Origin of the sequence: Chitinophaga flava, assembly GCF_003308995.1 — a bacterium.
Classification (GTDB): Bacteria; Bacteroidota; Bacteroidia; order Chitinophagales; family Chitinophagaceae; genus Chitinophaga; species Chitinophaga flava.
Window position 1 is genome coordinate 328596 of record NZ_QFFJ01000001.1, and the last position, 12763, is coordinate 341358.

Sequence of the window (12763 nt, forward strand, 5' to 3'; positions counted from 1 at the left end):
GACATAACAAACAGATATCAGCGAAGATTAAAAATGAAATGATCTTAAATCAGCCCCTGTTAATCTTCGCTGATAATCTTATCATGGTTGCATCACAGCCCGGAAGCAGTTGGCACTGGTGTTTACCGTATCTTCCTGGGGTTTGCCCCGGCCATAAAATTCGTCAAGGAAATGGCCGGCATCTGACCAGATAGTTTGCATCATACCCTGATAACGAGGTTTCATTTGAGCCGTAGCAGTGCTGCGGAAATCGTACATATCTTTCAGTTGCAGCAGCGCATTAGCCGGTTTACGCCAGGGACAGGTGATAACACTTAATCCTTTGGAAGCAAAATACACCGGTGTTTTATCAGGACGCTCGTAATGCCAGTCGCAGATCATAATATCTTTAGGCACCAGGTCTATCGCGCGGTGTGTGTTGTTCATGCTGGCTTCCCATTCGCCCATGCCGGTTGTTTTACCGTCTAACAAACGATCTCCCCAGATCCAGAGCTGACGGCCTTTTCCGGCCAGGTGATTACGAATGGTCCACACTTCGCCGGCATATAGTTCAGCTTTATCGAGGCCACTGCAACGCGGACATTTGCTGTCACCGATATAAAATACCTCGTCCATTCCCGCATGGAAGGCGGTGGCTTCAAATACCTCGCAGATCTCATCTACCAGTTCAAATACCACCTTGTGCACACCCGGATGCAACGGGCAATAACTCTTGCAATACAAACCATCGGCATTGGGCCACTCATATTTGGCAGGCATTTTCACCCAGGGTGTTTCATCAAATTCGGGATACACTCTGAGCAGGTTCATAGTGGTAGTAGCCCACGACTGATGCCCCAACAGGTTGATCTGCGGGATCAGACGGATATGATGCTGCTTACAGACCTTCACCAGCTCTTTGACCTGAGCCTTGCTCAGTGCACCGGGATCTCTCAGCTCCGGATGAGAGGTATATTCATAGTTAAAATCCACCCTCAATACCAGGGTGTTGATGTTACGCGGGGCCAGCTCCTCGCTGATAAATTTAATAAACGGAGCCAGTACAGCCTGGGTAGGCGCTGCAATACAAAAGCCCCTTACCGGCAAGGTATCTTTGGGTTGCGCTTTTGTGTAATACGGGTACAGTACAACGCTGCATAACAGCAGCAGCATGGAAAATAGTTTTTTCATAATGGGAAGTTTTCTAGCGGTCAACAAAATACCAAATGAGAAGATTATAATGCAATGAAATCCAGCATTAGACAATTTTACATACAGAAACAACTGATTTTTAATAAATTTGACTTAAAAGAAAAATCCATGACCGAGTTTAAGCTCCCCTTTAATGCGAGACTCACCTTTACCCTGTTGTCGCTTATTTTAATGGTATACATTGCGCATGTAGGCCGGGAAATCATTATCCCGCTGTTATTTGCCTTTCTTATATCCATCATGTTACTGCCTGTATCCCTTTTTCTGGAGAAGTATAAGTTTCCCAGAGGCCTCGCTGCTGCGCTGTCGGTACTACTGTTTATAGTCGTGATAGTGCTGATAATGCTGTTGATGGGCACACAGATGCAGTCATTTATTGCCGACTTTCCCCAACTGGAAAAGAAGCTGATGTTTACCGTCAATTCTTTGCAGGCGTGGATCGATGAAAAGTTTCATATCAGTTCCAATGCCCAGCTGAGCTATCTGCAGAAAGCTGCGCTAGGCACCCTGGGCACAGCCACCAGTTTCATCAGCCAAACCTTTCTCTCCCTGTCTTCGCTGATCATCTTTATCGTTTTTGTACTGCTTTATTCTTTTTTTATACTGTTCTACCGCAAGCTGCTGGTCACCTTCCTGGTAAGGCTTTTCCATGAGAAACACCGGGAGACCCTGCTGGGCGTTGTAGCACGCACCCGGTTCATCATCAAAAGTTATGTAGGCGGCCTCATGATAGAAATGGTAGTCGTGGCCATTCTCAATACGACTGTATTTCTGATACTGGGCATCAAATACGCTATCCTGTTAGGGGTAATGGCAGCCATTTTCAACATCATTCCCTACATCGGTATCTTTACCGCACTGATCATCAGTATGCTGGTAACCCTTACCACCGGCACACCTATCTCTGCCCTCCAGGTAGGCATCGCGCTGTTTCTTGTTCATCTGCTCGACAGTAACGTACTGCTGCCACGCATCGTAGGATCTAAAGTAAAGATCAATGCACTGGTTACCATCATTGGTGTGGTACTGGGCAATATGTTATGGGGTATCCCTGGCATGTTCCTCGCCATCCCTATCATTGCCATTATCAAAATCGTTTGTGAGAGTGTGGACTACATGAACCCCTGGGCCATTCTGCTGGGTGATGAACAAAAAGAAGTGGTCAAAAAAACCAGCGAAATAATAGACGACAAGATTCAGGAAAAGGAGAATGACCAGGACCCGGGACAAGAAACTGTGACGAAGAATGATTAAAAGTGATACCCCTGATATGTTTTGAACGATGATCATTTTGATCAATAAAATGCCCCTGATACGTTTGTATTTAACAAACTTATCAGGGGCATCACTTTTAATCATCTTTTATCACCGTTTATTACTGCTCTGCCTTGCGTAACATTCTCCTGTACACCCAATAAAAGACTATTGGGAAAATAAACAGGTTGAACATGGTATCTGTTATCAGACCACCGATTACCACACGGGCCAGCGGGCGGGCTGTTTCAGAACCGATGCCATGGCTCATGGCGGCAGGCAACAAACCGATGGCCGCCATCATGGCTGTCATGATTACCGGACGGATACGGGATTCCACCCCCTCCTGAATAGCTTTGGAGAGATTAAAATCCGAGTATTGATGCATGGTCCGGATATTCGATTTGAATTTCGTCAGCAGTATCACCCCGTTTTGCACACAGATACCAAACAACGCAATGAAACCGATACCTGCAGAGATACTGAAGTTGATGCCGGTCAGCCACAACGAGAAGATACCTCCGATAATGGCGAAAGGCACGTTGTTTAATACCAGCAGAGAATCTTTTACTTTACCGAACAGGATAAACAGGAACAGGAAGATGAGGAACAGGCTGATTGGCACCACCTGTGTCAGCCTTTTGGTAGCACGTTCCTGGTTTTCAAAATCACCCGCCCACTCCAGGAAATATCCTTTAGGCAGTGCGATCTGTTCATGTACTTTATGCTGTGCTTCTGCTATCGTGCTTCCCAGGTCTCGGCCACGTACAGAGAACTTAATGGCTCCATAACGCTGGTGTTTGTCGCGATAGATCATACTTGGGCCAATGATATGGCTGATGTCTGCAATTTCTTTCAGCGGTATTTTATTGCCACGCAGTGTAGGGATGGTCAGATTGCCGATTGCCACCTCGTTTTCCCGGAAGCTCTCCGGATAACGAATACGCAGGTCGAAGTTTTTCTCTCCTTCGTAAATTTTGGTGGCGGCCTTTCCACCGATGGCCATTTCGATCACGGAGTTGGCATCTTCTGTGGTAACACCATAGAGTGCCATTTTCTGCTGATTCAGGTTAATCCTCAGCTCCGGCTGACCGATATTACGCATGATACCCAGATCTTCAATACCACTGACCGACTTCAGAATTTTCTCTATCTGTTCTTCATGTTTTTCTACCACTTTAAAATCATCTCCGAACAGTTTCACCACAATAGACCCTTTCACACCTGACACCGCTTCTTCCACATTGTCCATGATAGGCTGGGAGAAGTTGAGCGTTACACCGGGCTCTCCGTCCAGTTTGGCGTTCATACGGCGTATCAGTTCTTCTTTAGAGATACCGCTCTTCCACTCGTCCTGCGGATAGATGTCTACGTGAAACTCTATGTTGTAAAAACCGGTAGCATCGGTACCATCATTGGGGCGGCCGGTTTGTGACATTACCTGTCTTACTTCCGGGAAGGTCAGTATCTTTTTACGCATTTCATCTGCCACTTTCACGGATTCTCCTAATGAAGTGCTTAGCGGACCAGTAGCGCGAATGTAGATGGCGCCTTCGTTCAGCTGCGGCAGGAACTCGGTACCCAGGAAACGGAAACAATAAAGTCCGATGGCCAGGATAACCAGCGAAATGGTAAATACCATCCTGCGATGATGGAAGGTATAATTAAAGAAACGTAAGGTTGTACGGTGTACAAATTCCAGGAAAAAATTGTGTTTCTCTTTCACATCCTTACGTAACAGCACACTGGCCAGGGCGGGTACCAATGTAAAGGTGAGGATCAGTGCACCCAGCAGGGCAAAACCGAGTGTCCAGGCCAGTGGCGAGAACATTTTACCTTCCACTTTTTCGAAGGTGAAGATCGGAAGCAGGCCCGTAATGATGATCAGCTTGGCAAAGAAGATACCTTTACCATTTTCCATACAGGCTTTGCGGATCATACCCAGTTTACTGAGTTTATTGAACCGCTCCATGCCCACCTGATGGGCCTTCCGGTCGAGCATCACAAAGATGCCCTCCATCATTACCACGGCCCCGTCTATAATGATACCAAAGTCGATGGCACCCATAGAGAGCAGGTTGGCACTCATTCCCTTTAACTTCAGACAGATAAAGGCGAACAGCAATGCCAGCGGTATCACTACGGATACAATGATGGTTGTACGCCAGTCGGCCATGAAGATAAATACGATAACCGTTACAAAGATGATCCCTTCGATCATGTTGTGCAGTACCGTATGGGTAGAAAAGTCGATCAGATCTTCCCTGTTATAGAATGTTTTGATTTTTACATCGTCAGGCAGGATACGGCTGTTGAGCTCTTCGATTTTTTCTTTCAGTCCTACAATCACGTTGGCGGGGTTCTCCCCTTTACGCATCACCACGATACCTTCTACCATATCGTTATCATGGTCGCGGCCCACCTGACCCAGACGAGGCAATGCCGATACGGTCACTTCAGCCACGTCCTTTACCAGGATGGGCGTACCGCCGATATGGTCTACGATGATATTTTTGATTTCCTCAACATTGTTGAGTATCCCGATACCGCGCACCACATAGGCTTGCGCGTTTTTAACGATCACATCACCCCCTACGTTGATATTGCTTTTTGACAATGCCTGAAACATTTCCTGTGCGGTGATGCTGTACTGCACAGCTTTATCAGGGTTCATTGTCACCTGATAGATTTTCACTTCACCGCCGAAGCTCACGATATCAGCCACACCTGGTACTGCCAGCAGATTACGCTCTACCACCCAGTCCTGCAGTGTTTTCAGCTGCTCGATCGTCAGCTTGCTGCTTTCCAGGGTATAACGGTAGATCTCCCCTGTAGGCCCGTATGGTGGTTCAATTTCAGGATCTACCCCATCGGGAAGGTTGGCCGATGCAAGGTTGTTGTTGATCTGTTGCCGGGCAAAAGTATCGTCTACATCATCTGCGAAGATCACTTTTATCACAGACAGCCCAAACAGGGAAGAGGAACGGATATGTGTTTTTTTCTGCGCCCGGTTCATCGCAATTTCGATGGGGCGTGTTACAAACTTCTCCACTTCTTCGGCGCTGCGACCCTGCCATTGGGTAATAATGGTCACGGTAGTGTTGGTCACGTCCGGGAAAGCGTCCACACCAATCTGTTTGAAGCTGATGTATCCCATGACGGCCATGACGCCGGCAGCAAAGAAGATGAAGTATTTATTTTTAAGAGAAAAAGCAAGTATTTGCTTAATGAATTTGTTCATAATGCTGGCCTTTAGGTTTACTGCTGCTGATCGCTCAGTGTGTTATAAATAAATACCTGCCGTGAAGCGATGATACGGTCCCCTTCCTGTAATCCGGAGGCGACATAGGCCCGCCCTTCTACTGTTTTGGATACTTTAATCTCGCGGATTACTACGCCCGGCTTGGCGTTGGTCAGCACCAGCACATAATATTTGTCGTGGTCGAAAATAATACCCCGGGAAGAAATGCTTACCTGGTTGGAATCTGCATGGCGTTTGGCTTGTGCGCGAACAAACATTTCCGGTTTGAGTAAAAAGCCGGGATTGTCTACCACTACCCTGGCCTTCATCACTTTGGTTTCGGGGTCGAGCACATTATAGATCTTATCGATTCTGCCAGAAAACGTTTTATCGGGATAAGACAAAGTAGACATCTGTACCGGATCGCCTTCCCGGATGCTGGAGATATCAGACTCAAAGACATTGATGACAGCCCATACATTGTTGAGATCGGCCACTGTAAAGATGGGGTCTGTGTTGTCGGGCCTCCATTGCATATTTTCCGCCGTTTTTTTACTGATTACAAATCCTGGTACCGGCGCTTTCACCGCATAGTTGGTCTGATGTCCGCCCCCATTGATTGCTAATACGGCGCTGGATTTATTGTATGCAGCTTCTGCCTTGTCGTAGTTGCGTTTGGCTTCTTCATAGTCCTTCTGGGAGTTAAGTCCGCTTTTATAAAAAGACTCTGCTACTTCCATATTGCGTTTCGCAATAGCCATATCATTGCTATTGATACGCTGATCGGCTGTAAACCCGGCCATTTCAGGGCTTTTGATAACAGCGAGCACCTGGCCTTTTTTTACAAAATCGCCGGAATGCACTTTTACATCTGTCACGATACCGCTGACCATCGGGAATATACGGGCGGTCTTATCTTCATTCTCACTGATCTTACCGGTCAGATAAATTTCGCTTTCCAGTGGCATAGCGGTGGCTGTATCCACCGCCAGGGTGCGGAGCAAAGAATCTGTCAGCGTCCACTGGGTGGACTTTTCAGGAATCTTTTTGCTGCCGCAGCTGGTGGTGAGTCCATAAACGGATATAATAAAAACAGCCGCAGGTATATAACGCTTCATAATATTTTGCATGATTCAGGAATATTTTATCAGAAATGGTAGATAGTGGAACCGGTAGCGAAGTTGATCTGCTCCAGTGCATTTAGTCGATTGTATTTGAGCTCGTTCATTTTGAGCACGTTGTTGCGATAAGCATCGTAGAGGTCGATGAACTCGAGCAGCCCGATGTAATGCAGTCCGTAGTTTTTCTCTACTTCATGCATCAGGGCGGTGTATTCCTGTTCGAAGCCGGGATCAAATTCCTTCATCAGCTTATCTGTTTTCAGTGCCTGCTGAAGGCTGTTCATCACATCATGTTCCAGCTGATCCTGTGTACCGGTAAGTTGCAGCTTGCTGTTTTCCAGTGTGGCCTTTGCCATTTTGATATTGCCCTGGTTACGGTTAAAGATGGGCAATGGCATAGATATATTGAGGCCGTTGTAATTTCTTTCGAAGTTACCCTGTTTATCGTAGGAGAATCCCATCTGTAAATCAGGGATAGCTAAAGACTTTTGCAGACGGAGATTAAGATTATTATACTGCACATTTTCCTGTGCTATTTTCAGATCGTAGCGGTTAGCGCGTGCGGTATCAAGCAGATTCTGGTAAGACAAGGCCTGAGCAGACACTTCCGGCATGGCTTCCGGCAGTTGCGGTTCTATGACTGTAGTGGCAGGTACGCGCATCAGCAATGCCAGATCCGACTGGGTTTGCTGGATATCATTGGACAGTTCCAGTGCATCATGCTGCAGATCATACAACAATGATTTGATACGGATGATTTCTTTGGGAGCAATGTTCCCCATCGCCTTCTGTTGCTCAAACACCTTTACAATCTGCTGCAGGAAGGCAATCTGACGGCCAAAAGTCTGAAGGGATTGTTTTTTATAGTACAGATCAATGAAGTTATCATGGAGAGAGAAACGCAGTGTTCGTAACAAATCGAAGAACTGATACTCTGTCATTTTCACGTTGCTCTTTGCCAGTTTGATCGCATTATTGCGGTGGCCTGCAATTCTGATCAGCTGCTGTACCTGGAGCGAATTCTCTCCATCGTAGCTGAAATCAAACAGTTTTTTGGAGGTGTGACTGTATAAAACATTTTCGAAAGTAACCTGTGGGTTGTCCCAAAGTTTGGCAGTGATAACTTCTGCTTTGGCCGCGTCTACATTAAATTTTTGGGCCAGCAGGGTGATATTTTTCTGAAGGAGTTGCTGTTCCGCCTCTGGTAGTGTCATTCTCAGGGTATCCGGTGTTTGCGCAAAAGCGCTGCTACACCACAGGATGCCCAACAGTACAGATAAGGCGTGTAATGCTAGTCTAGTCGTCATACAACATTTTTTTCGTTGCAAAGATGGCGATAGGCTATTAAGCGGTAATTAGAATGAAGTTAAAACAAAATTAGATTTTAATCTCTATTGGAAAAAAAATGTTAAAGGTTGTTCCCTGTCCGAGAACACTGCTGACAGTAATGGAGGCCTGATGGAGCTGGAAGATTCTCTGAGCCATGGCCAGTCCGATGCCATAGCCGGAAAACGTATAGGCGTTGTCTGCCCGGTAGAGGGGCATAAATATTTTGTCTTGTTCACTGGGTGCGATACCAATGCCTTTATCACTGATAGACAGTACCATGCCGCTTTTGTTATAGGTAAGCCGAAGACTAACGGGCTGGTTATACGAAAACTTAAAACCATTCCTCACGATGTTTTGCAGTGCCAGCATGAGTAAGGCTCTGTTACCCCTCAAAGTCAGGCGGGCTGCATCTTCTGGCATATCGTTCATGATCACGTCTGCCTGCAACGGAGGTGTTTTATAACGCCAGTGTTCCTGTATCTCCCACAGCATTTCATCGAGCCGCACCGGTTCTGTGTTGGCGGCAGTAAGGATCACATCCACTCTGGTGAGCTGCAGCAGGCCATCAGTGATCATTTTAAGCTTTTCTGACTCATCCAGCACTGTGCTGAGGGTGGTGATATAGTCTTCTTTATTTCGTTCGCGGTGAAGGGTTACTTCAATCTCTCCGATAATGGTGGTCAGCGGGGTACGCAGCTCATGAGATGCATTCGACACAAAAGAACGCTGCATTTCAAAAGCCTGTTCCATGTGCTGCAATAATTCATTGAAGTTCCTGGCCAGCTCGTCGATTTCATCTTTGTTGCGACCATGTTCCACCCGCATGTGCAGGTTATTGGAGCGGATACGTTTTACCTGACGGTTGACGCTTTGGATCGGTTGCAGGGCTTTACTGGCAAACCACTGCCCCAGCCCAAACGTGACCAGCAGGGATACACAGAGGATGACGCCCAGGATCAATGCCAGATACTGCAGCTGTTGTTCTCCCGGCTTGTTTTTGGCCGTCACGATCACGACAAAGTCGCCCTGATTATCGGGATAAAACATGCCTACGCCATATTTATTTTCCCCGAAAGTAAAACGATAGGTGCCTGTTTTACGGATAGTGTTGAGCAGGGAATTGGGCCAGGTATATTTGATATTCTCCAGGAAAACGGGTTTATCTTCCTGGTTGTAGATATTACTAGATTCGTCGGGGATGCTCTGGCGATAGCTTTTTTCTATCTCCAGAAATTTCTTTTTGGTAAGCTCATCTTTTTCGAGGTATACCTGGGCTGTCACGAGGGCCCTTACCTGCAACAGTTTATAGAAGCTGTTACGGATATACTGGGCAGACAGGAGATATATCAGGATAAACACCCCGGTGAGGATAATACCAGTGATAAGGGTAAACTGTAGTGATAAACGATGTCTTATCTTCATAGCTGCTGCTGCCAGGTACCTTTAACTTTCATAACGTACCCCATCCCTACCACGGTGTGGATCAGCTTTTCACCGCTGAAACCCTTTTCTATTTTGTTGCGGAGATAGTTCACGTAAACATCAATTGTGTTGGTTCCGGTGTCGAATTCCAGTCCCCATACGGCTTCGGAGATAAGGGCGCGGGACAGCACCTTGCCGGTGTTTTTGAGCAACAGTTCCAGCAATGCGTATTCCTTGGCGGTGAGGGTGATCTCCTGCCCTTCCCTGCTGGCTGTTTTGGAGGTAGTATCCAGGCGCAGGTCTGCCAGGGCAAGGATTTCTTTTTCCTGTTTGAAATTATTTTTCCGGCGTGACAGTGCATTCACCCTGGCTACCAGTTCTGAGAAATGGAAGGGTTTAGCCAGATAGTCATCTGCGCCGGCATTGAGACCGTCCACGATGTCATGGGTGGCGTTGAGGGCTGTCAGCATCAGTACCGGTGCGGTCACCTCGCGGGCCCGGAGGTTTCTGCAGATAGTGAGTCCGTTGATACCGGGCAACATGATGTCGAGGATCACCAGATCATAGTCTTCTGCTATGGCAGCCTGCTGTCCCAACAGTCCGTCTGTATACACTTCCACCTGATGATGATGTTCTTCCAGCCCTCTTTTTATAAAGGCGCCCACTTTGGATTCATCTTCAATAACCAATATTTTCATACATTCAGTATTATTATACTATGATCTATGCAAAATTAGGGAATGTTTATGTTGGCGGGCATTAAAGCCGCATTAAAAATACCAGGCCACTCCTGGAACTTTTATTTCAATTGTTAGTACAATTTAACGATATCAATTAGTTTTGTAGCAACCTAAACAGGCACCGTACCATGCAATTACCCGTTCTAAGCACCGAGCAGCTGGAGCTCCGACCTATTACTGAGAAAGATACCGCTGCTTTGTTCTCCCTCTTTTCCAAAGAAGAAGTGACACGGTATATGGACATTGATGCTTTCACCAATATCACTGAAGCTACACAGATTATCACTTATTTCCGGGAAAACTGGGAAAAACAGGAAGGCATGCGCTGGGCCATTACCCTCAAAGGCCAGGATGAGCTGATAGGCACCTGTGGGTTTCACCACTGGAATAAAACACATTACAAAATTGAGCTGGGGTACGACCTGTTGCCTGCTTACTGGGGCAAAGGTATTATGACCGAAGCGATTGGAATAATTCTGCAGTTTGTATTTGAAGACCTGCAGGTGAACCGGGTGGAAGCTTTTGTAGACCCTGTCAATACAGCCTCCTCCCGTTTACTGGGAAGGCTGGGCTTCCAGCATGAAGGTATGCTGCGTGACGCTTTTTTTGAGAAGGGAAAATTTGTAGATGCAGAGCTGTATAGCCTGTTGCGCCGGGAATATAACCGGGAAGCCATCTGGCAATAATTTTTATTTTATCAGACATATCATATGAATTTGCAGTACAAAGATGCAGTCCTGGAGGATTTACCTGAGATAGTAGCTATTTACAACAGTACTATTGCAGGGAGAATGGTCACGGCGGACACTTCGCCGGTAAGCGTGGAAAGCCGCATTCCCTGGTTCCATGAGCATAATCCGGAACAACGGCCATTATGGATGGTGTACCACGAAGATCAACTGATCGGATGGATGAGTTTTCAATCTTTTCACAGCCGTCCGGCCTATAGCGGCACCGTAGAGATCAGCATTTACCTCGCAGAAACAGCCAGGGGCAAAGGTTTTGGCAAAGCTATCCTGCAACATGCCCTTGACGTGGCGCCGAAGTATGGAGTGCATACCATCGTGGGACTTATCTTCGCCCATAATCTCCCCAGCCTGAAACTGTTCACCGACAAAGGATTTCAGGAATGGGCCCATATGCCGGATGTGGCTATTCTGGACGGGGTAGCAAGAAGCCTGAAAATACTGGGATATAAGATAAAATAATCACGAATGATGAATTTTCACAATTCAATTTCCTGATTTTTCAATTCGTAATTTGTAGTTCGTAATTGAAAATTGAATCTATGTGGTGGATTTATGCTTTGTTGTCAGCTGGCTTTGCAGCACTCACGGCCATTTTTGCCAAGATAGGTGTGGCGGATATTCCCTCAAATCTCGCCACCGGCATACGTACCATAATTATTTTGCTGGTCGCCTGGGGTATAGTGCTGGCAAGGGGAGAATATAAAGGGGTAACGCTTACGCGGCATACCCTGTTATTTCTGGTATTGTCGGGCCTGGCTACCGGTTTCTCCTGGATTTTTTATTTTAAGGCCCTGCAGGTGGGCAAAGTATCGCAGGTAGCGCCGGTAGATAAACTGAGTGTGGCACTGACGATTATTTTGGCGGCTGTTTTTCTGCAGGAGGCTATCACCTGGAAAACGGCGATTGGTGCCCTGTTGATTATTTCGGGCACACTGGTACTGATCATTAAATAAGGGGGAACTATCAGGTTACTGGTACAGTGGTCGGTTGGATTTTATATACACAGCGGCGGGCGCCATTGATAATATGGTCCAGGCGTGTTACCTGTACATCTTCCCCGATGACACTGATGAAAGTGTTCATTTCGGAAGTGCAGATATTATCACAGGTGGCGGCGGCACAGCAGATAGGGCAGTGATTTTCTATAAAGAGGAAGATATCGCCTTCCTTTCTCCATTCTGCCAGGTATCCTTCAGTGGTTCTGATTGCAGCAAAGGCCGTGAGCCGGTTTTCGATACCGGTGATGCCTTCGAGAGCAGTATGATATTTTTCCTGCTGATTTTTTTCGCGTGCTTTAATGACATTAGCAAGCGCTTCCGGGCCCAGAACGGTTTTGATAGTCTGGATGATATCTACCGTCAGTTCAGTATGGCTGTCCGGGAAGCGGGCGTTGCCCATGGGAGTCAGGCTCCATATCTGCATGGGGCGTCCTACCCCTTTGGAAATACTTTCGGCTAACAGGAGGCCTTCCTCTGCCAGTTTGACCAGCTGGAGGCGGGCACCTTCGGTAGTGATACCCAATTCACCAGCCAGCTCGGCAGCAGACAGGGGGCCCCTGGTCTTGATGAGCATCAAAAACCTGTCAGCAGCATTTCTGGTTCGTGTTGGATATTTTTCCAAGTTATTACTTGTTTTATTTACAAATAACGTAATTTTGTAGGAGCTAAAAAAAAGAATTTGAGATTTTGATGATTATGAGACCTTAATTCATCAAAA

The 12763-nt window shown here is 46.7% G+C and carries 11 protein-coding genes; 4 read left to right on the forward strand and 7 right to left on the reverse strand.

Going from position 1 to position 12763, the window contains the following annotated elements; all coding sequences use genetic code 11:
- Window positions 1-81 precede the first annotated feature (81 nt).
- On the reverse strand, window positions 82-1170 hold the full coding sequence (locus DF182_RS01195; RefSeq protein ID WP_113613868.1) for a family 20 glycosylhydrolase: 1089 nt from the start codon (window positions 1168-1170) through the stop codon (window positions 82-84).
- A gap of 129 nt (window positions 1171-1299) precedes the next feature.
- On the opposite strand from DF182_RS01195, the gene DF182_RS01200 reads away from it, so the two are divergent.
- The gene (locus tag DF182_RS01200) at window positions 1300-2445 is read left to right on the forward strand and encodes an AI-2E family transporter (RefSeq protein ID WP_161964021.1); all 1146 of its coding nucleotides are present in this window, start codon (window positions 1300-1302) and stop codon (window positions 2443-2445) included.
- Between the two features lie 121 nt (window positions 2446-2566).
- Here DF182_RS01200 and DF182_RS01205 read toward each other — a convergent pair whose 3' ends face one another.
- The 5 genes from DF182_RS01205 to DF182_RS01225 form a co-directional block, all read right to left on the reverse strand.
- A complete protein-coding gene (locus DF182_RS01205; protein ID WP_113613870.1) occupies window positions 2567-5686 on the reverse strand; it encodes an efflux RND transporter permease subunit in 3120 nt (1039 codons plus the stop codon).
- Between the two features lie 17 nt (window positions 5687-5703).
- Window positions 5704-6816: an efflux RND transporter periplasmic adaptor subunit gene (locus tag DF182_RS01210; RefSeq protein WP_113613871.1), complete on the reverse strand. Its 1113-nt coding sequence runs from the start codon at window positions 6814-6816 to the stop codon at window positions 5704-5706.
- Window positions 6817-6833: 17 nt separating this feature from the next.
- On the reverse strand, window positions 6834-8114 hold the full coding sequence (locus DF182_RS01215) for a TolC family protein (RefSeq protein WP_113613872.1): 1281 nt from the start codon (window positions 8112-8114) through the stop codon (window positions 6834-6836).
- Window positions 8115-8184: 70 nt separating this feature from the next.
- Window positions 8185-9558 (reverse strand): sensor histidine kinase, encoded by a 1374-nt coding sequence (locus DF182_RS01220; RefSeq protein WP_113613873.1) that lies wholly within the window; start codon window positions 9556-9558, stop codon window positions 8185-8187.
- On the reverse strand, window positions 9555-10256 hold the full coding sequence (locus DF182_RS01225; protein ID WP_113613874.1) for a response regulator transcription factor: 702 nt from the start codon (window positions 10254-10256) through the stop codon (window positions 9555-9557). The genes DF182_RS01220 and DF182_RS01225 overlap by 4 nt, the downstream gene beginning before the upstream one ends.
- Window positions 10257-10426: 170 nt before the next feature.
- On the opposite strand from DF182_RS01225, the gene DF182_RS01230 reads away from it, so the two are divergent.
- From DF182_RS01230 to DF182_RS01240, 3 genes are all read left to right on the forward strand, one after another.
- Complete coding sequence (locus DF182_RS01230; protein ID WP_113613875.1) at window positions 10427-10984, forward strand: GNAT family N-acetyltransferase; 558 nt, start codon at window positions 10427-10429, stop codon at window positions 10982-10984.
- Between the two features lie 24 nt (window positions 10985-11008).
- On the forward strand, window positions 11009-11506 hold the full coding sequence (locus tag DF182_RS01235) for a GNAT family N-acetyltransferase (RefSeq protein WP_245957343.1): 498 nt from the start codon (window positions 11009-11011) through the stop codon (window positions 11504-11506).
- Between the two features lie 80 nt (window positions 11507-11586).
- Entirely contained in the window at window positions 11587-12000 is a 414-nt protein-coding gene (locus DF182_RS01240) for an EamA family transporter (protein WP_113613876.1), read from the forward strand.
- 10 nt (window positions 12001-12010) lie between these two features.
- Here DF182_RS01240 and DF182_RS01245 read toward each other — a convergent pair whose 3' ends face one another.
- Entirely contained in the window at window positions 12011-12667 is a 657-nt protein-coding gene (locus tag DF182_RS01245; RefSeq protein WP_245957344.1) for a helix-turn-helix transcriptional regulator, read from the reverse strand.
- Between the last annotated feature and the right edge of the window lie 96 nt (window positions 12668-12763).

Excerpts from the sequence above, each read along its gene's own strand:
- DF182_RS01195 (WP_113613868.1), bottom strand. The coding sequence starts at position 1,170 with ATGAAAAAACTATTTTCCATGCTGCTGCTGTTATGCAGCGTTGTACTG.
- DF182_RS01200 (WP_161964021.1), top strand. The coding sequence starts at position 1,300 with ATGACCGAGTTTAAGCTCCCCTTTAATGCGAGACTCACCTTTACCCTG.
- DF182_RS01205 (WP_113613870.1), bottom strand. The coding sequence starts at position 5,686 with ATGAACAAATTCATTAAGCAAATACTTGCTTTTTCTCTTAAAAATAAA.
- DF182_RS01210 (WP_113613871.1), bottom strand. The coding sequence starts at position 6,816 with ATGCAAAATATTATGAAGCGTTATATACCTGCGGCTGTTTTTATTATA.
- DF182_RS01215 (WP_113613872.1), bottom strand. The coding sequence starts at position 8,114 with ATGACGACTAGACTAGCATTACACGCCTTATCTGTACTGTTGGGCATC.
- DF182_RS01220 (WP_113613873.1), bottom strand. The coding sequence starts at position 9,558 with ATGAAGATAAGACATCGTTTATCACTACAGTTTACCCTTATCACTGGT.
- DF182_RS01225 (WP_113613874.1), bottom strand. The coding sequence starts at position 10,256 with ATGAAAATATTGGTTATTGAAGATGAATCCAAAGTGGGCGCCTTTATA.
- DF182_RS01230 (WP_113613875.1), top strand. The coding sequence starts at position 10,427 with ATGCAATTACCCGTTCTAAGCACCGAGCAGCTGGAGCTCCGACCTATT.
- DF182_RS01235 (WP_245957343.1), top strand. The coding sequence starts at position 11,009 with ATGAATTTGCAGTACAAAGATGCAGTCCTGGAGGATTTACCTGAGATA.
- DF182_RS01240 (WP_113613876.1), top strand. The coding sequence starts at position 11,587 with ATGTGGTGGATTTATGCTTTGTTGTCAGCTGGCTTTGCAGCACTCACG.